This window comes from Grimontia indica (genome assembly GCF_000333895.2).
Lineage (GTDB): Bacteria > Pseudomonadota > Gammaproteobacteria > Enterobacterales > Vibrionaceae > Enterovibrio > Enterovibrio indicus.
The window spans coordinates 126718-145319 of sequence record NZ_ANFM02000016.1 but is presented as its reverse complement, the minus strand read 5'-3'; the positions used below and the strand labels follow the sequence as shown (position 1 = coordinate 145319).

Below are 18602 nucleotides of genomic sequence, written 5' to 3'. Positions count from 1 at the left end.
ATGCTTTACTATTCAGTGGGTTAGTTTTTGAATAAAAAATGCGCAGGATTTGTTAAAAGACCCATTGATAACTTGTAGGGATGGAAACAAGGGAGAAGCACTGATGAAGCGTCAATCGACTGCCGAGCACTACCAGAAAAGACTTTCTGTGCTGTCGGATTATATCTACGACAACCTGGAAGACGATCTGGATATGGACAAACTCGCTGAGGTTGCGCTGATCTCGCCTTATCACCTACACCGCATTTATCGTGGGATTTACGGCAATAGTCTGACGGATTCCATCCGTTGGGTACGTCTTCACTATGCGGCGGATAGGTTGATTAAGACGGACATGAGTATTGAAACAATTGGGCGTCTGGCGAGATACAACTCTGTGCAAAGCTTCACCCGTGTTTTCAGTGAGACCTTTGGCATGCCACCTGCACGCTTCAGACGTGAGGGTGATCATGTTCAATTTTCGCAACCAATACGGAAGAACGAGGACTACCCCATGCAAGAGATTACAATCAGAGAAAGCGAAACGATGACCCTTATCGGATTCGAACACCATGGTGATTACATGAAGGTGGGCCAGCAGTTTGAGAAGCTGCAGGGCTGGCTGGCGACACGTAACTTGATTGACGAAAACACCCGCTTCTTTGGCGTCTATTTCGATGATCCTGATACCGTGCCGACTGACGAATTGCGCTCCTTGGCTTGCATCAAAGTGAGCAATGTAAATGACTTTCCTGAGGAAGATGGCTTAAAGCGTTTTGACATTCAGGGAGGGAAATGTGCGGTGATGCATTACAAAGGTCCATATGCCAACATGGACGCCGCGTACCGCTGGTTATTTTCTGAATGGTTACCAAATTCTACTGAGCGGGTCGGTAACCAACCAGCCTATGAAGAGTATCTGAATGATGTCCATTCCGTACCACAAACTGAGCTGAGAACGGACATTTACATCCCTCTTGAATAGTTTTTTTAAGTGTCTATCCAATCATGGATAATATTTAAGGCGGTGTTTAAATTACCGCTTTATTTATTTGTTTTATATAGTCTTAATAATTTTTCAAGTTCACACCTCCCTTGAAATTTCGAACAAAAAACTCGATTTAATACCGTTATTTCATGTCATTACCAGCAACAGAAAGCGTTAACGCCCATATCTTAAATCTCATGCTTTTTTAATACTCATTCATGTTGATGAATAGAAATTCAGTAATGAATATTACAAATAGTGTAATGAACATTAGATACAGTGAGTTACAGCCTTATAGGTAGCATGGTTATTTGGCGACAGATTTTCATCCTTCATACTTCCCTAAAACTCCATATGTGCCACTGACAACGCCGTCTCGATAGCGAGACTAGACCTCATTCCCTGTGCGGTTTTCCGCCTTTATATTTCATTTCTGAATAAGCCAATACAGAACAATAACGGCACGTGCTCAACAGGGAGACAATGACGTGGCAAATATTATCAATGGGACAGAAGAAGACGATTATCTGCGTGGAACCAACGACGTAGATACAATTTACGGCTACGGTGGTAACGACTTTATTCAGGCCGATGGCAACACCGACTACGTGTATGGTGGTGATGGCGATGATACGGTGATCGGCGGTGACGATGAGGATATCGTCCATGGCGATGCCGGTAATGACTGGGTACGCGGTGGTTTCGGCAACGATTTTCTCTACGGCGATGATGGCGATGATCGCGTCGAAGGCAATACAGGCGATGATTTCCTTTACGGTGGCCGAGGCAATGATTTCCTCTACGGTGGTGAAGGCACCGATGTCCTGTACGGCGAAGAAGGTAACGACCGTTTAAGAGGTGGCGAAGGTAACGACACACTTCACGGTGGCACAGGCCATGATGTGCTTTTCGGCAACGAAGGGAATGACACCCTCAATGGTGACACTGGCAACGACGTCCTTTGGGGAAATGAAGGCAATGATCACCTCGTGGGTGATGATGGCAACGACCCTGATGTCGGCCAAGGTTCAAGCAGTAGCAGCGGTATCCAACTGAAAGCCGATGGCCCAGCCGTTGAAAGTGCGGCAAACACCGGATGGACCACCACGACTGTCACTATCGACGGCGTGCCCTATGTGGTGACCACCCAGTTCGGCTATAGCGGAACCACCATCATTTCCCGCGTGGAAACCGATGGCACCCTAACGGAAACTGACCGCATTACCTTTGATAACAGCACCAAAACTGCCTCTATCTCTTCCAGCGGTGACATTACCGCTGACATGGCTGATGCAGGCCTTTCTGTAAATGCGCTTGGTAATGGCCTTCATCACTCTAATATTTCGTTTGTTGATGGCAAAGCAACCCTGTTTCTGACATCTCAAAACAGCGGCTCTATCACCACATTTGAAATCTCTCCCGACGGTACTCTCTCGCTGGAAGGTGGTTTATCAGAATTCGGCGGCTCGCAAACCTGGCTGCGTGACGGCATCATCCGTGAAAACGTGGTGTTTGAAGCCAACGACGGCAGCGAATATGTGTATGTCACCCGTCCTTTTCAGGACCGTGTCGATATCCTGACCTACGATCCGGAAACCGGTGTAATGGCCGAGACAGGCAAATCGGTTGTCGCGGGTGACATCACCTCAAGCATCGATATCATCGAAGCTTACGGCCAGACGTTTGCCGTCGCGAGTGGCAACGCCAGCGTTCACCTCTACTCGGTGAACGAAACCACAGGCGACTTGACGGCGATTGACACCGAAGCGGTCACCAATGGCAGCGGCAACTCAGTTAACTTTTATCAGACCGCAGATGGCACCACATACGCTATTAGCTCAAGCTCTGGTGGTAACTACGCTTCGGTCTTTGAATTGGGTGCTGATGGTTCACTGACGCTGACTGACACTGTCGATGGTGGTGGCGCGTATATGTCGACCGCAGGCTATGTGGAAGGCCAGCCTGTGTTTGTGATGCCAAATGCGACCGAAGGTGTGGATCTCTTTACCATTGATGCTAACGGCCAGCTTGAACTGCGCACGACCATCACGGATCTTCAAAATGACAACACGCCACCTGTGATTGTCCAGACGGTTGATGGCAGCTATTTCCTCGTCGATGCTGACGGCAATGCCTCTTCTGTGAAATTGGCCGTTGATGATTTCTTCAGCGAGCCACGCAATGACTTGCTGTTCGGTGGAGATGGGGAAGATTTACTGGAAGGTGGAGCTGGCAACGATGTCCTCACCGGTGACAACGGTGTGGCTTCTGAAATCGATATTGCCCAAGGCGATGCGGTCACCAATGAAGCCAACTCAGGTTGGACGACGACGACCATCGACATTGATGGTGTGCCCTATGTGCTGACAACCGTATGGGGCTACAGCGGTGCCGCGATTCTTTCCCGTGTGGAGAACGATGGCACACTGACAGAAACGGATCGCATGGTGTTCGACAACAGCACCAAGACTGTTACCACCACTTCACAGGGAGATATCACCGCACAAGTGCAAGATGCTGGATTGTCCGTTGGCTCAATGGGTAACGGCTTGACGCATTCCAACATGGCGTATGTTGATGGACAGGCAACCCTGTTCCTGACCTCCCAAAACAGTGGTTCAATCACCACCTGGCATATTTCTGATGACGGTAAGCTGTCGCTGGATGGCGGCCTATCTTATTTTGGTGGTTCGCAAACCTGGCTGCGTGGCGGTATCGTGCGTGAAAACGTGGTATTTGAAGCAAACGACGGTACGGAATACCTCTACGTCACACGCTCCCAGAATGACCGCATTGATATTCTGACTTACGACTCTGAAACCGGGAAAATCGCCGAAACGGGCAAAACGGTTGAGGCAGGCGATCTGGTTTCCGGGATCGATATCGTTTCCATCGGTTCGCAAACTTACGTGGTTTCAAGCGCCAACGGGAGCGTTAACCTGTACGACGTCAACCGTGTTACCGGCGACCTGACGCTGGCTGATACCCAAACGGTCACCGCCGGCGGAGGCAACTCTGTGAACTTCTACCAGACGTCAGATGGCGCTACCTACGCCATTACCTCTGGTAGCGGTGCGGACTACGCATCTGTGTTTGCTGTCAGCGAAGAAGGCACGCTCACACTCACTGACACTGTCTCTGGTGGTGGCGCTTACATGTCATCGGCAGGTTATGTGGATGGCGAGCCTGTGTTTGTGATGCCAAACGCAACCGAAGGTGTCGACCTCTACACCATCGACACAGATGGCAAGTTGGTTCACCAGCTCAATGTCACTGGCATTCAGAATGACAACACGCCACCGGTTATCGTTCAGACAGAAGATGGCAGCTACTTCCTGGTGGATGCCGATGGCAATGCTGCCTCTGTTGAACTTAGCTTTGGTTATGACAACCTGTCGAATGAAACTGATGGTTATGACGATGAGCTTCACGGTGGCACCGGCAACGACCGACTGGAAGGCAATCAGGGTGACGATAAGCTCTACGGCGACGAAGGCAACGACGAGCTGAAAGGCCAAGACGGTGCGGACTTCCTTTCCGGCGGCGCAGGATTTGACACCCTCACAGGTGGCAAAAATGCCGACGTTTTCTTCTTTGACAGCGAGTCGGGTTCTGACACCATCACTGACTTTAATCTGCGAGAAGACAGCATCCAGATTGACAGTTCTCTCGCCAGCGGTGCTGACGCACTTCTTTACTGGCAAAGCGGCGCTGATACTGTGATTTCGGTTAATGATGGCGCAGCAACGATTACCCTGGAAAACTTCGATGTGGACCGTGTGTCTGCGGACATGTTCGACTTTACCTGATAAATCGCTTTAGGAACCAAACGGCCCCAAGGGGCCGTTTTTTATGTCTCGAGCTTTCATATCAGGCTGAGAGCTCTGAAACTATCCAGTTATGGAATGCCTGCACCTTTTTAATCCTGAGGTGAGAATCCGGGCAGACAAAGTAGTATCCAAACGCCACTTTCTGGTTGTGCTCACGGCCAAAGGGATACACCAAACGCCCTGCTTTCACATCTAGGTCCGCCAGTGCAGTGGAAGTAAGCGCTACGCCTTGCCCTTCTATCGCCGCCTGCATAGCGAGTGCTTCGCTGGAAAACTGATGACCGGAATTGGCATCTGAATGCTCAACACCTGCCGCGCGCAACCACATTCCCCAGCAAGGAGCCTGTGCCTGAGTGGTTTGCCAATCAGAGCGTAATAACATGTGGTGCTTCAGGTCTTCTGGTGAACGCAAAGCATGTTTGCCTTCCAGCAACGCGGGACTACAAACTGGCACCACTTCTTCCGGAATCAACACCTCACAGTGCACGCCAGTGTAATTGCCACCACCATAGCGAAGCGCAATATCAACGCCATCCTGTCTAAAATTCACCAGAGATTCGCTGGCATCTACCCGCAAACGATACGCCGGATACTGCTGGTAAAAACTCCCTAATCTTGGCAGCAACCACTTTGCGGCAAATGTGGGGGACACACTTACCACCAGCTCGTTGCTGTGACGATGCCGATGCAGTTGCCGAATTCCCTCCTCGAGTTTGGCGAACCCTTCTTCCATAAACGGATAAAGCTGTTCACCCACTTCGGTAAGTGAAATTGAGCGCACCTTGCGCTCAAACAACTCAACCTCTAGATAGCTTTCCAGTGTTTTAATTTGCTGACTAACGGCGGCTGGCGTGACATGCAGCTCTTTCGCAGCCTGCTTAATACTGAGGTGTCGCGCTGTACTTTCAAAAGCTCTCAGCGCATTCAACGGGGGAAATCGAACTTCCATGACTTAGTTTTCCTTATCCATAACACAGGAAACCTCGTTTGTTGTAGCAGAAATAGTAGCCCAAGATTGGTTTCAACTTAAGCATATCTTGGTCAACAGAGATAAAACCGGAGGAAAGACAAATGAAGATTTCAGAAAAGAAAAGTCATACTTTGTTGGTCGCGCCTTTTGAGCAGAATAAAGAGACGCATATTGAATTAAGCCGAATGATATGGAAATTGGTCGAGAGCGTGATGGCTAGGTATCAGGCACTTAGGCTCAAACATCAACGGGAAAAACTTCGCGATTCACTCACTGACTATCCGGACTACCTCCTTAAGGATTTTGGATTAAGTCCGGAAGAAATCAGTGTGATTAAAACCCGAAGTGCTCATTTAAAGTCAGAACAAATTGTGCACAGTGTGAGAAGGAATTGAGCGTTCACCTACCCTAGGTGAACTTTCCACCTAGGCTAGGACTTCACTTTATCGCTAAGTTCACACTGCGCTTCCCACTTTACATACCAAGCTTCCAACTCCTCTATGGGCTTGGGATGACAGATAAGAAAGCCCTGTATCAGCATGTTTGGGTAGTGGGATGTCAGATATGCCAACTCCTCATCCAACTCCACGCCTTCCGCAACCACTTTGCATTCGGATTCCAGTGAGAAATCCGCCAAAGAACGGACGATAGCCTGACCAAAGTGATCCGTGTGGATCTTGCTTATCAGGGAGCGATCAACCTTCACTTCTGTAAAAGGTAAGTGACGAAGATGCCGGAAGTTGGCAAAACCCGTCCCAAAATCATCAAGCGAAACACCGAAACCCTGCATCCGTAAACGATTCAAGGACTCCAGTTGTTCCGGAGAATTCAACGCCGACTCTTCGGTGATTTCCAATGTTATTCGCTGTCGTAATACATTCTTTTCTTTAAACAGCGCACCCAAACGGTTGGGAATACTCAGATCATCCAACTGCTCCGCAGATAAGTTGATGCTAACAGTCACATCCTGCCCGAAAATCGCCGACAATGTTTCCATGTCAGAGGCTGTTTTCTCCGCAATCGTCGTTGTCAGTAAGTCGACTAAGTCATGCTGCACTGCCGTAGACAGAAAGCTTCCAGGTAAAATCACCCCTCCACTGTCAGCGTCCAGAATGCGTGCTAATACCTCAACACTTTCTACACAACGAGTGACGGGATTCACTTTCGGCTGGTAATAAGGCACCACACTGCCATTGATCAGGTATTTGATCAGAGCTTCACGCGCCATTGCAGAATTTTGTTGAAACTGCATTTCATGCGGCTTTGGCAGTTTGTTCAGTGTCTTTTCCAAGGCATCAAGGGTGATTGGCTTTGAAATGCTACCCAGTAGATAGACCCACTGAAGCTTAGCGATTTCCGCAGCCAATTCGGTAACACGGTTTTCCAAATCAGAAATAATGCATACCGCACCTCGGAAGTTCATCTTCCCCAATTCACGGATAACGCACATACCATCAATATCTGGCATCCCCAAATTAGTAAAGACCACGTCATAATGTGTCTTTCCGATGTTTATTTCATCTAATGCTGTTTGCGGGCATGAAAAACAGCTGACTTTTTCATAACCCAAGCAGCTAAGCATTTTTTGAATCAACAACAACACGGACTCAGAGTCATCTATGACTGCAACATGTTTAGTATTTTTCACTCTCCCACCAACCCAATGTCCTATTAGTGCCAAGAATACTTTCAATCTTGTTGTTGACTTAAAGATCTGTGATTTTTGGTAATTAAAATTGACACACAGACCTTTTCTCCTCTCTATATTTTTTGTTCTTAGAAGAGTGATAAATCTAATCGTTTATATGAAATTAACTTGATAGAAAATCGCCAAAACAAACCAAATCAACGATTAATAATTAATAGAAAACATATCAGCTTTGCGCCAGAAGCGTTTGAAAAAAATGTCTCCTTTTTGGGAGTAATTACAATAAAATCATCTAACCATATGTTTGTAAGGTTATTTTTCCATAAGCAAGCAAGTTTACATCCATATCACTTCGTATCAAGTGGTTTCATACCGTTATCAATGTATCATTTTAGAGACACATGGCTTATACATATGAATCAATTTCCATATATCAAATAAGGTTTCCAATAATAAATTTCGAACATACAAGATAAAAACTCGCAGAATAATGTATGAAACTCTTAACCCATAATCCATTGAGATACATTTAAACAGACATTTTAAACACAAGAAAGCGGTTGCTGTCATAAATGATGTCAATATCAAGATATGTCTAACTTCACCATGTTGCCGCGAGTAAATTCAATCACTTCAATTAAAGATTCTAGTTTAACGGATACTAATAAAACGAAGAATGAAAAGTAGTGAGGGACATCTTCGTCTTTAAAAAGCTAACAGTTATATCAATATTGGAAGGAAGATCATTAATTTGAGGAATCGAAGTGAAACGTCAATGGACTCCAAAGCATTTTTTCATCCCGCATGTCAGCAATGCCTGACACCCCAACTTTTTTCGTTGCTCCGGGATTCATTTGTGTTTGCTCTCTATACCCAAACAACCTGCAGGACTCGCCACCCGTCAATTAGCCCTGAGGGAGGGGCTCAATGCGAGCATCTTGAGGTTGTTTGGGTATAGAATACGGGCCTGAAAATTTGTAATGAATTAGAGTGCCCTTATGTCTCGTGACTACACATTCGAATGCCTTGTCACCATGCCACGCCATGAACTGGAAGAATTCAGCGCCCGAATGATTGGCCGCATGGTGCCAGAAGATGTGATGACTGAAATCTTCACATTTGATCAGGAAGAAATAGACAGTGAAGAACGATTGTTGTCAGCACGTCTTGATGCCATGTTGCGAATGACTGCAATCGCACTGAATGAAACCCAGCAAGCTTTTGATGATTCAGAACACGCAAAGCAGAACAGCGAAAGAATGACGCGATTGCTCCTTTGGCATTTCTACGCCATCTCTTTTCGTTTGGAGCAAGCCATAACGTTGGAAACGCATTGTGAAGAAGTTGAGAAGCTGCTGAAAAGCGCGCCGAAAGATGTGTTTGGCTGGGTGAATACCCTGACAGAATTACTACACACCTATGCCGAGATCAGTGCGGAACAGAACCCTGAAAGCTAACTAGGCATTTTCCCCCAGCTTTTTCAGCTCCTGTTCGCTGAAGTTTACAAACCCGATAGGAACATCGCTGCCAAGCGCAGCGATGATCTTTTCTGCACTTTCCGCCCCAAATCCACCACAAAGCTCTATGACCTGTGCACCATTGGCGATCAGCCTTGTTGCTGCATCTATCGCTTCTTCATCGGTGCTGACACCCAGTATTTCCGTTCTGAACAATGGAGACTCGATAACAGACTGATGTTCGTGTTGCTGGTAATCCGGCGCTTTGATGATAAAGCCGTAGTGAGAGATCATGTTGAATCCTTTTAGCTAAAGTGATTTGTAAGAGAGAGACTGTTGACCCTAACATCTTAGTCCCAACTTCCCAGAAATTATCCACGCAATTGAATCCTTTGGGTTTTGCTCTATCTTTTCAGATACACGCAGTTTGTAGAGCTCCTCATGAACCTGAAACGCATTGAAACCTTTGTACTCGTCGCCACCCTTCGCAGTTTTCGCAAAGCCGCTGAACAACAGTTCACAACCCAGCCTGCCATCTCGTCGCGCATTGCAAGTCTGGAAAAAGAGTTGGGCGTTATTCTGTTTGACCGCGAAGCCTCGCCCATTACCCTGACCGCCAAAGGCCGCGAACTGCTGCCCTACGCTGAGAAAATGCTACTTACGGCGGAACAATTTCAAAAGCGGGCTGAAAACAATGCACTGTTTACGGGAACCTTGAGGCTGGGGATTTCTGAAACCGTCGTGCACACCTGGCTGACGGAGTTTCTTCGGAGCTTTAACGATAAGTTTCCGCGGCTGGATATCGACATCACGGTGGATGTAACGTCGAACCTCCGTCATGACTTATTGGATAGAACGCTAGATTTGGCTTTCCTGATGGGACCGATTTCGGAGCCTTCCGTCCAAAATATGCCGCTTTGCCGCTATCCGCTGGTATGGGTGGGAAGCCCGTCGTTGGGGCTTTCCAATTACACAATGAATTTGGCTGAATTGGCCGACTTCCCCATCATTACTTACGCAAGAAATACTCAGCCCTTTGGCGAAATTAAAGAACAGTTTGCTCAGGCTGACGCCGCCAACGCCCGCTTCTTTACCTCCAGTTCTCTTTCTGCCTGTTTGCGGATGACCAGAGACGGATTGGGTCTGGCGACCCTACCGACTGTCATTGCCGCTCCTGAAATTGAAACGGGAAATCTGCTACTTGTTGATTGCGGATGGGTGCCGTCTCCGCTCGGCTTCACCGCTTCTTATCTACATGCCCCAATGAATGGCGCGGCGGAAGAAGCAGCAAAACTGGCGGTGGAAGTGGCGGCGATGCACAGCATCAAGGTTGACTAGGCGGGGATTGCTCCGCTTTCACCAATGTCTTCGGCCTGTAGCCCTCCGCTTTCCATTTCTTCCATACGGACTCATCAACACTGACATTCACTGCTTTCAGCTCATCAGGTTTATTGCCAGCATAGGCGCGGTAAAAGCGGCCCTGATCGTCGCCTTTACCTCTGAATCGACGAAACATCCCATAAAGCCCTTTCAAGAATTCTTCATAGGAATCTCTGGGAGATGTTTTCCATGCATCCTGATCGAATACCACGCGGGAAAGATCTAATACCAACCCCTTGTCCTGCGCTTTTTCTGCCATCCACTTGAACGGAATTTGCTTTAATTCGTCGTTTTTATAGCCGCCACCGACGTTGGCATGCGCACCGATAAACCAGCGCTGCTCCACCTTTTTAGGGTCACGGGTTTCTTCTGAACCGACTGGAAGCGTCCACAATGCAGTGTCGTAAGCAGCACGGTGTTCATCCAACGCCACTGCATGAAAAGCATTGAGTACACTTCGGGAGAGTTTGGTGTCGTGCCATTTGAATATGCCTCGCTCGGAAAGCACAGTGCCCGGCACACCCAGCGCACCGACAGTGTCCCATATTCCAAGAAAATGCACCTTAGGCTCGTCACAATAGGCTTTTCGAAAGGCAATACACTCTTTGGAATTGGGCGAGAGTGCCTTATTGCGATAGAGCGTTTTTGCTTGCTCTAACAAATCAGGCGTCGCTGTTCTCAATACACCACATTTTCGGATGAGCCCCGCCAGACTCCTTGCGGTATAAGCCCCTCGGCTAAAACCAAAGATCCAAATCTGCTCATTCTGATGATAGTGCTTGGCTAGCCATCCATAACCCTGCATCAGGTTCTTCGTCAGACCCCATCCTGTTGTCCCACCGAGAAAGCGGGTAAACGGCGATGTGCCAACACCCGGATCATAGAAAAAGCGCTGCCTGTTTCCTTTGTCATCCGTGGGTTTGATGCATTGAGACATCAGGAAAACGTTGGTCTGATCCTGAGGGTCATTCCAGGTGCCATCGAAAAGAACAATCAACTTCTCGCCAGAAGCCTCTCCCTGTTCGCTTGTTACAGCGTCCTGATCCTTGTCAGCCATAGATACCTCCTCCACACATCACACTTTCTTCCCGTGCTCTGTGACGCCTGCAGGAAATTTCGTGCGGTGTGGGTGTGATTATTGCGTTGTGTCCGATGCTTTTCTTGAACGGTAACTCGTCTGAAATTCTATGCATTGTCAGGTGTTTAACCTTATACAAACCCGAGACAAATCGAGCTAATTCATGATGATTACGGCGTATCAATCACTTAGTACCCGTGAGTTGAAAGGATGTCTCACAAACTGAACAGGGAAAGAAAGTTGGCTGACAAAGTTGTCAGCGTATCAGGGCATAAAAATTATTTATCAGAAAAGGTAAAAAACTATAATTGGACGAAATGACATCAGACTGCAACATTTAGTTAACAAGACATTCAACCAACGAGGCCAAGGAAAGCCATGAGTCAACTTGCAGGACAAGAAGCCCCTCTTTCATCCAATCACTACGAAGCAGCCCTGACACAGGCACGTGAATTAAGAAATCTGACACGTGACGGCAAGTTTATTGGTTCGACAAGTGGATTTGCCCCTGGCATCGCACAGGGAAACCTTGTCATTCTTCCCAAAGACTGGGCGGACGACTTTCTTGTATTTTGTCAGAAGAACCCCGTTCCTTGTCCTCTGTTATCAGTATCCAGCCCGGGTGAACCAATGATTGATTTGCTTGGCAAGGATATCGATATTCGCACCGATGTACCTGAATACCATATCTTCCGAAACGGTGAATTGGCTGAGAAAACTCATGACATTAAAGATCTTTGGTGGCATGACATGGTGACTTTTGTCTTGGGTTGTTCTTTCTCGTTTGAAGATGCTTTGATTCGTGCTGGCCTGTCTCTTCGTAATATTGATTGCCAATCGAATGTATCAATGTACCGCACCAACTTGGCGACGACACCAAGCCAGTATTTCAGTGGTAACATGGTGGTTACTATGCGCCCGTTTAAACCAGCAGACGCTATTCGCGCCATTCAAATCACTTCCCGCTATCCGAAATCCCATGGTGCGCCAGTACATATAGGAAACCCCGCCGACATTGGCATCAAAGATCTCTCCAACCCGGATTTTGGTGATGCAGTACCTATTAAGGATGGTGAAATCCCCGTTTTCTGGGCATGTGGTGTAACGCCACAGTTGGCCATTATTAATGCTAAGCCGCCCATCGCCATTACCCATGCACCCGGCAAGATGCTGGTGACGGATATCAGTAACGAGCAACTCTCAGTTTTATAAGTAGTAGGGTCCGTAGACCCAAATAGGACACTAGTGAAAAGGAGACTTCCGATGAAGTTGTTGAAAAACCTGCTGCCAGCCATGGCAGTGTCTCTCGCTGCACTGTCAGTGCCGTCTGTACTCGCTGCACAATGGCACATGCCAACGCCTTATGGCGATGCTAACCTGCCGACCAAAATCGCCTATGACTTTGCCGAGCAAATCAAAGAATCCACAGGTGGTGAAGTCGATATCAAGGTTCACTCGGGCGCGTCTTTGATGAAGCACCCTGAAATCCCTCGCGCAGTGCGTACTGGTCAGGTGCAGCTTGGCGAAGTTTTCATTGGCATTATGGGTAATACCCACCCTATTTTTAAGCACGACAACATTCCTTTCCTGGCCACTGACTACGAGCAAGCCCAGAAACTGTGGGAAGCCGCCAAGCCTGAAATTGAAAAGCAACTCAGCAAAGAAGGCATGATCCTGCTCTACACTGTGCCTTGGCCAGCACAAAGCCTCTACACCAAAAAGCCGGTGAATTCGCTGGCGGATATTAAAGGCACCAAGATGCGTGCTTACAGCCCATCCACTTCACGTCTTGCTGACTTGATGGAGACCACACCAACCACGGTTCAGGTGCCGGATATTCCACAGGCATTCAGCACTGGCATTATCGATGCGATGGTGACTTCACCTTCGACGGGCGCAAACGGTCAGGCGTGGGATTACCTGAGTCACTTCACCGAGATCAAAGCCTGGATTCCAAAGAATTTCGTGGTTGTGAACAAGCGTGCGTTCAAACGCCTGGATAAAGATTCACAGAAAGCCATTTTGGATGCTGCAGCAGCAGCCGAAGCACGTGGCTGGGCAGAGGTTTTAGATCAAGAAGCCAAAGACACCAAAACACTGGCTGACAACGGCATTGTGGTTTCGAAACCTTCCGAGCAATTGCTAAATGAGCTTCAGGCGATTGGCGTGACCATGACTGAAGAGTGGGAAGCAGAAAACTCACAAGCGCTAGCGCCTGTTTTGAAAGCCTATAAAAACTAAGTAAGTAGTTACTTACTACGACGTACCCTCCCCTGGAAACGGACTTGGGGAGGGCTTCAATACCCTGAGCTACGCCTGTCTGGAAGCATTATTATGAAACGAGCTCTGTACCTGCTGTCGGGTGGTTTATCCGGCTTCTTTATTGTGTTGATCATGCTGATCATCCTCGCCCAAATTATTGGCCGAATGATGGGCTTTATTGTCCCGTCAGCAGAAGATTTCTCCGGTTACGCTTTGGCTGCCTCAACCTTCTTTGGCCTCGCCTATACCTTTCGTGAAGGTGGTCATATCCGCGTTAACCTTGCTATTCAAAGGTTGCCAGAATCGCTGCAACGCCCTCTGGAAACTCTGGTCCTAACCCTTGCGTTTTTGCTGCTTTGTTTCTGTAGCTATTACTGCACTTATATGGTCTGGGAATCCTACGACTTCGAAGAAGTCACCCACGGTTACATTCCGATTCCTCTGTGGATTCCACAAGTGCCACTCGCGGTCGGCATGATTGCATTCAATCTCGCCGTGCTGGATAGCCTGATTGACAACATTCGCGGTATTACCCCCCATTACAAGCAGTTGGAAGGTGAAGACGTTTCGCTCGAACTGATTGAAAACCCTGACGAAGCAACAGCTCCGCAGGCAAGCAGCAAGGAGCGCGCAAAATGACGGACATGACCTTAATCTCTTTTATTCTCGCCCTCTCCATGCTGCTGTTTTTAGCCGCTGGTCTATGGGTCTCCCTTGCCTTGATTGGTGTCGGTGTCATGGGTCTGTACATGACAGGCAATGAACAAATCGGCCTGTTGTTCGGCTCTTCAAGCTGGGGGGCGAGCACCAGTTGGTCGCTGACGGCTCTACCGATGTTTATCTGGATGGGTGAGCTTCTGTTCCGAACCCGACTCTCGGAAGATCTGTTTAAAGGCCTTTCTCCTTGGCTTAGCAGCTTTCCCGGCAAACTACTCCATGTAAATGTGTTGAGCTGCGGCATTTTCGCTGCGGTATCGGGCTCATCCGCCGCCACTGCGGCCACTATTGGACGCATGACCCTGCCCGAGCTGAAAGCACAGGGCTACAGCGAGAAGATGGCCGTCGGCACGTTGGCAGGTTCCGGTACTCTGGGTCTTCTTATCCCGCCTTCCATCATCCTTATTGTGTATGGGGTGGCCGCAGAAGTGTCCATTGGACGCTTATTTATTGCCGGAGCCCTACCCGGCATCATGTTGATGCTCCTGTTTGTGGGTTACACCACCATATGGGCATTGATGAATAAAAATGAAGTGCCTCAGCACTCGAGTAACGATGTTAATTGGCAAGTTAGATTCAAAGCGCTGAAAAAGCTGCTCCCGATAGTCGCCCTTATTTCCTTTGTTTTGGGGTCGATCTACGGCGGTTTCACTACACCGACAGAAGCAGCAGCGCTTGGCGTGTTTGGCGCCATGGTTTTGGCCGCCCTTACCGGCTCTTTGAGTCGTCAGAGTTTCATCGACAGTCTGCTGGGTGCCGTGAAAAGCGCCTGTATGATTGGCTTTATTCTCGTGGGCGCGCATTTTCTTACACTGGCAATGGGATTCCTCGGCATTCCCCGCGCGTTAGCGGAGTGGATTGCTGCGATGTCGCTGTCGCCGTTTGAACTCCTGCTTTACCTCACCATCTTGTTTGTGGTGCTGGGCTGCTTCCTGGATGGTATTTCTGTGGTGGTTCTGACCGTTGCAGTTGTATTGCCTATGGTGCAGCAAGCAGGCATTGATTTGCTGTGGTTTGGTATCTTCATCGTTCTGGTGGTGGAGCTGTCGCAAATCACCCCGCCCGTTGGCTTCAACCTGTTTGTTATTCAGGCACTCACGGGCAAAAACATTCTGTATGTCGCACGCGCTGCGTTTCCGTTTTTTATGCTGATCCTTTTAGGGTTAGTGTTGATTACCGTCTTCCCGGAAATCGTGACCTATCTGCCGACCACCATGAGTCAGCGCTAGCAGGAAAAACTGCTTCTAAAGAAAGCAGAGCAACAAGGAGTGAGTTGAGATGAAATTAAATTGCGACATGGGAGAAAGCTTCGGTGCCTGGACCATGGGGAAAGACGCTGAAGTGATGCCCTGCATTGATATGGCAAGCATCGCCTGTGGCTTCCATGCCTCGGATCCAGTCACGATGCAAAAGACCGTCGCTTTAGCCTTTGAACATGGCGTCACCATTGGCGCCCACCCTGGCTACCCGGATTTGATGGGCTTCGGCCGCCGCAAATTTGATTGCACAGACGAAGAACTTTACGCTTGGCTTGGCTATCAAATCGGTGCGCTGAAAGGCATTTGCCGTCAGCAAAAAGCCATTGTCGATTATGTAAAACCCCATGGTGCGCTCTATAACACCATGATGAAAGACATGGCCGTTTTGAAAACCGTGATGCGCGCAGTGAAAACCGCTGCGCCGGGTTGCCCATTGGTGGTGATGGCGATTCCTGAGCGCCAACCTATTCTCGATTTGGCGGCAGACATCGGCATTGACGTGATGTTTGAAGCTTTTTCTGACCGCGCTTATGACGATGAAGGGTTCCTCGTCGATCGCCGCATTGAAGGCGCGGTTCATGGTAGCGCTGATGCCATTATCAAGCAGGTACAGCAGATTGTTGAACAAGGCTCGGTCACAACGTTGAGTGGAAAAACACTCAAGGTGGATGCCGATACGCTCTGCATTCACGGAGATGGTCCTCACGCTTCGGCAGTAGCCCAGGCATTGAAGCAGTGGAGGGCAAATGGCGCGAATTGAGGCAGTCAATGAACAGACATTGATTGTGTATTTTGGGGACAGAATTGACGATGCCATCGCCGCTGAAGTCAACTGCGCCATCTTTCAGGTTCGGGAAAGTCTGGGGGATTTAGTCACAGACATCATCCCCTCCTACAACTCAATGCTGATTGGCTTTGACTTAAACAGGACGGACCGTTTTGACATCATCAAACGCATTCGTTTGGCGCTTGAGTCCAATACTGACGCCGTCACCAATAACAACGACAATCAAGTAGTTGAAATTCCGGTTTACTACGGCGACGAAGTCGCGCTGGATATGACGGATGTGTGTGACAAAACTGGCCTAGATAGTGAGTCTGTCATCAAACTACACAGCGAGAAGGAATACCGCGTTTATGCCATCGGCTTTAGCCCCGGATTTGCTTATCTTGGCAGCTTGGATGACGCGATAGTCATGCCGCGTAAATCCACACCACGCCTCAAAGTACCAACGGGAAGTGTAGGGTTGGCGGATAACCAAACAGCCATTTACCCCAGCAGCACGCCGGGAGGCTGGCAAATTATTGGTCGTACACCATTGAATATGGTGGACTGGGACAGTGAATCGTTGGCAAAAGTAAACGTCGGTAACCGTGTGAGATTCTGCCCCATCGACAAGGACGAGTTTTTGAAGCAAGGCGGCGTGTTATGAGTTTTGAAGTACTAAACCCCGGCATGCTTACCCTGCTGCAAGACAGTGGTCGCATTGGTTTCCAGCATTTGGGCATCACCACAGGTGGCCCAATGGATGAGCATGCTTTTTACTGGGCAAACCGTCTACTGGGAAACAAGCCAGATGCAGCGCAGCTCGAAATCACCTTCGGCCAACTGCAGCTACAGGTGAATGCCGCCACAACCGTTGCTATTGCAGGCGCAGATCTTTCCGCCACCTTGAACGACAAAGCTATTCAACCCTGGCTCACCTATGCGGTGAAGCCAGGTGATGTCTTGGCGTTTGGTGCACCCAAAAGTGGGCTGCGCACCTATCTCTCCGTGGCTGGCGGCTTTGAATGTGAACCTAAGCTCGGGAGTTGCTCCACGGTGAAAAGGGAGCAACTGGGCGGTTTAACCGGTCTTGGTGATGCCCTGAAAACGGGGGATATTCTACCCTTTACCGCAACGACTGAATTCACCGAACAGCGCACACCTAAATGGGCTATTCCCGATTACGATGCGCCGCTCGAACTCGGGGTGATGCCTTCCTATCAGCATGCGTCATTTAGTCATGATGAACAGATGACGTTTTTCACCAGCGAGTATGAAGTCAGCCAGAACATCGACCGCATGGGTTATCGCTTATCCGGCGCGCCAGTGAAAAGCAGTCTCGATGGCATCATCTCAGAAGGTATTGCCTTTGGTGCGATTCAGATCCCCAACGATGGCCAACCTATCGTCTTGATGAAAGACAGGCAAACCATCGGCGGCTACCCGAAAATCGGCTGTTTGAGCAGTTTAGGGACCGGCCAACTTTCGCAGCGCCAACCCGGGCAAATTGTTAATTTCTCCCCCATGGATGTTGCGGATGCCGAAGTGGAAAGAAGGCTCTTCAACCGGGTCATTTTCGGATGAATCCATCTCAGGGGAAAATGGTGCACATCGACAAGGCCACGAATACGAGGCCGGATGATGTGCGCCCTTTTCTCAAGGCGATTAATCGGTATATCTCAGCCAAAGATAACAACAAGCCACACCTGCTCACCAAAGTGTTTACAGAAGAATCGCTGCTGGAAATGAAGGTCAACACCGACAGTATTTCGTTTCCCTCAGATGTGGTTGGCGTTGAAGCAATCAGCCATGTTCTGTCCTCCCAGTTCAACCAGCGTTTTGAGAATGTTTATACCTTCTGCTTGTCAGACTCCATTGTCAGGGATGACACTCATCTCACCTGTAAGTGGCTCGTCGTGATGACAGAAAAGGACAATGACATCCTGCGCATCGGTTGTGGCTATTACGACTGGCTGTTCAGCGATGATTCTTCTATCGCGGTAAAGGATCCGAAAGTGGACAAGCTCACCATTACCATTGAGTACATGGCTGCCATCAACTATTCCAATAAAGATCACTTGCTCGATGGGATAGGCGAACTGCCTTACCCTTGGTGTTTCAGCAGTTCCCTGAGTATTGAAATGCCGATGATAGAGGACTTAAAAACAGTGAGACGCTTTCTGGAACAGGATTAGAAGTAGCCCTACATTTTATCTGGCGAAATGTGACGATTTTACGCTACGCTTCGCCTACACCCTTTGCTTGTTT

Annotated in this window: 17 protein-coding genes; 13 read left to right on the top strand and 4 right to left on the bottom strand. The window is 48.6% G+C overall.

Annotated elements, in window-relative coordinates:
* Positions 1-103 precede the first annotated feature (103 nt).
* Both D515_RS10320 and D515_RS10315 read left to right on the top strand, forming a co-directional pair.
* On the top strand, positions 104-964 hold the full coding sequence (locus tag D515_RS10320; protein ID WP_002538272.1) for an AraC family transcriptional regulator: 861 nt from the start codon (positions 104-106) through the stop codon (positions 962-964).
* Positions 965-1455: 491 nt separating this feature from the next.
* Positions 1456-4776 (top strand): calcium-binding protein, encoded by a 3321-nt coding sequence (locus tag D515_RS10315; protein WP_002538270.1) that lies wholly within the window; start codon positions 1456-1458, stop codon positions 4774-4776.
* 61 nt (positions 4777-4837) lie between these two features.
* Here D515_RS10315 and gcvA read toward each other — a convergent pair whose 3' ends face one another.
* Positions 4838-5746, bottom strand: coding sequence for a transcriptional regulator GcvA (gene gcvA / locus D515_RS10310; protein WP_002538269.1), 909 nt, complete (start codon positions 5744-5746; stop codon positions 4838-4840).
* Positions 5747-5868: 122 nt separating this feature from the next.
* On the opposite strand from gcvA, the gene D515_RS10305 reads away from it, so the two are divergent.
* On the top strand, positions 5869-6162 hold the full coding sequence (locus D515_RS10305; RefSeq protein WP_002538267.1) for a hypothetical protein: 294 nt from the start codon (positions 5869-5871) through the stop codon (positions 6160-6162).
* A gap of 35 nt (positions 6163-6197) precedes the next feature.
* Here D515_RS10305 and D515_RS10300 read toward each other — a convergent pair whose 3' ends face one another.
* Positions 6198-7415, bottom strand: coding sequence for an EAL domain-containing response regulator (locus D515_RS10300; RefSeq protein ID WP_002538266.1), 1218 nt, complete (start codon positions 7413-7415; stop codon positions 6198-6200).
* 998 nt (positions 7416-8413) lie between these two features.
* Between D515_RS10300 and D515_RS10295 the strand changes: the two genes are divergently transcribed.
* Positions 8414-8872: a hypothetical protein gene (locus D515_RS10295; RefSeq protein ID WP_002538264.1), complete on the top strand. Its 459-nt coding sequence runs from the start codon at positions 8414-8416 to the stop codon at positions 8870-8872.
* On the opposite strand, the gene D515_RS10290 is transcribed toward D515_RS10295, so the two are convergent.
* Positions 8873-9166: a DUF6506 family protein gene (locus D515_RS10290; protein ID WP_002538262.1), complete on the bottom strand. Its 294-nt coding sequence runs from the start codon at positions 9164-9166 to the stop codon at positions 8873-8875.
* A 147-nt stretch (positions 9167-9313) separates the two neighbouring features.
* Between D515_RS10290 and D515_RS10285 the strand changes: the two genes are divergently transcribed.
* Positions 9314-10210, top strand: a complete 897-nt coding sequence (locus D515_RS10285; RefSeq protein WP_002538261.1) for a LysR family transcriptional regulator — start codon at positions 9314-9316, stop codon at positions 10208-10210.
* Here the strand turns inward: D515_RS10285 and D515_RS10280 are convergent.
* Positions 10197-11309 (bottom strand): DUF2235 domain-containing protein, encoded by a 1113-nt coding sequence (locus D515_RS10280; RefSeq protein WP_002538259.1) that lies wholly within the window; start codon positions 11307-11309, stop codon positions 10197-10199. The two genes, D515_RS10285 and D515_RS10280, sit on opposite strands and share 14 nt — an antisense overlap.
* Positions 11310-11708: 399 nt before the next feature.
* Here D515_RS10280 and D515_RS10275 point away from each other — a divergent pair, with 399 nt between their 5' ends.
* From D515_RS10275 to D515_RS10240, 8 genes are all read left to right on the top strand, one after another.
* The gene (locus D515_RS10275) at positions 11709-12542 is read left to right on the top strand and encodes a putative hydro-lyase (protein WP_002538258.1); all 834 of its coding nucleotides are present in this window, start codon (positions 11709-11711) and stop codon (positions 12540-12542) included.
* Between the two features lie 51 nt (positions 12543-12593).
* Positions 12594-13571: a TRAP transporter substrate-binding protein DctP gene (gene dctP / locus D515_RS10270; RefSeq protein ID WP_002538257.1), complete on the top strand. Its 978-nt coding sequence runs from the start codon at positions 12594-12596 to the stop codon at positions 13569-13571.
* Positions 13572-13664: 93 nt separating this feature from the next.
* Positions 13665-14231 carry a TRAP transporter small permease gene (locus tag D515_RS10265; RefSeq protein ID WP_002538256.1) on the top strand — a complete coding sequence of 189 codons (567 nt, stop codon included), beginning with the start codon at positions 13665-13667 and terminating at the stop codon, positions 14229-14231.
* On the top strand, positions 14228-15538 hold the full coding sequence (locus D515_RS10260; RefSeq protein ID WP_002538254.1) for a TRAP transporter large permease: 1311 nt from the start codon (positions 14228-14230) through the stop codon (positions 15536-15538). Before D515_RS10265 ends, D515_RS10260 begins: the two co-directional genes overlap by 4 nt.
* 49 nt (positions 15539-15587) lie before the next feature.
* Entirely contained in the window at positions 15588-16328 is a 741-nt protein-coding gene (locus D515_RS10255) for a 5-oxoprolinase subunit PxpA (protein WP_002538253.1), read from the top strand.
* Positions 16315-17001: a 5-oxoprolinase subunit PxpB gene (pxpB, locus tag D515_RS10250; RefSeq protein WP_002538252.1), complete on the top strand. Its 687-nt coding sequence runs from the start codon at positions 16315-16317 to the stop codon at positions 16999-17001. Before D515_RS10255 ends, pxpB begins: the two co-directional genes overlap by 14 nt.
* Positions 16998-17918 carry a 5-oxoprolinase subunit C family protein gene (locus tag D515_RS10245; protein ID WP_002538251.1) on the top strand — a complete coding sequence of 307 codons (921 nt, stop codon included), beginning with the start codon at positions 16998-17000 and terminating at the stop codon, positions 17916-17918. The genes pxpB and D515_RS10245 overlap by 4 nt, the downstream gene beginning before the upstream one ends.
* On the top strand, positions 17915-18529 hold the full coding sequence (locus D515_RS10240; protein WP_239643962.1) for a hypothetical protein: 615 nt from the start codon (positions 17915-17917) through the stop codon (positions 18527-18529). Before D515_RS10245 ends, D515_RS10240 begins: the two co-directional genes overlap by 4 nt.
* Positions 18530-18602 lie beyond the last annotated feature (73 nt).

What these genes read in the sequence shown, in the direction of transcription:
- D515_RS10320 (WP_002538272.1), top strand. Translation starts at nt 104, where the DNA reads ATGAAGCGTCAATCGACTGCCGAGCACTACCAGAAAAGACTTTCTGTG.
- gcvA (WP_002538269.1), bottom strand. Translation starts at nt 5,746, where the DNA reads ATGGAAGTTCGATTTCCCCCGTTGAATGCGCTGAGAGCTTTTGAAAGT.
- D515_RS10305 (WP_002538267.1), top strand. Translation starts at nt 5,869, where the DNA reads ATGAAGATTTCAGAAAAGAAAAGTCATACTTTGTTGGTCGCGCCTTTT.
- D515_RS10295 (WP_002538264.1), top strand. Translation starts at nt 8,414, where the DNA reads ATGTCTCGTGACTACACATTCGAATGCCTTGTCACCATGCCACGCCAT.
- D515_RS10290 (WP_002538262.1), bottom strand. Translation starts at nt 9,166, where the DNA reads ATGATCTCTCACTACGGCTTTATCATCAAAGCGCCGGATTACCAGCAA.
- D515_RS10285 (WP_002538261.1), top strand. Translation starts at nt 9,314, where the DNA reads ATGAACCTGAAACGCATTGAAACCTTTGTACTCGTCGCCACCCTTCGC.
- D515_RS10280 (WP_002538259.1), bottom strand. Translation starts at nt 11,309, where the DNA reads ATGGCTGACAAGGATCAGGACGCTGTAACAAGCGAACAGGGAGAGGCT.
- D515_RS10275 (WP_002538258.1), top strand. Translation starts at nt 11,709, where the DNA reads ATGAGTCAACTTGCAGGACAAGAAGCCCCTCTTTCATCCAATCACTAC.
- dctP (WP_002538257.1), top strand. Translation starts at nt 12,594, where the DNA reads ATGAAGTTGTTGAAAAACCTGCTGCCAGCCATGGCAGTGTCTCTCGCT.
- D515_RS10265 (WP_002538256.1), top strand. Translation starts at nt 13,665, where the DNA reads ATGAAACGAGCTCTGTACCTGCTGTCGGGTGGTTTATCCGGCTTCTTT.
- D515_RS10260 (WP_002538254.1), top strand. Translation starts at nt 14,228, where the DNA reads ATGACGGACATGACCTTAATCTCTTTTATTCTCGCCCTCTCCATGCTG.
- D515_RS10255 (WP_002538253.1), top strand. Translation starts at nt 15,588, where the DNA reads ATGAAATTAAATTGCGACATGGGAGAAAGCTTCGGTGCCTGGACCATG.
- pxpB (WP_002538252.1), top strand. Translation starts at nt 16,315, where the DNA reads ATGGCGCGAATTGAGGCAGTCAATGAACAGACATTGATTGTGTATTTT.
- D515_RS10245 (WP_002538251.1), top strand. Translation starts at nt 16,998, where the DNA reads ATGAGTTTTGAAGTACTAAACCCCGGCATGCTTACCCTGCTGCAAGAC.
- D515_RS10240 (WP_239643962.1), top strand. Translation starts at nt 17,915, where the DNA reads ATGAATCCATCTCAGGGGAAAATGGTGCACATCGACAAGGCCACGAAT.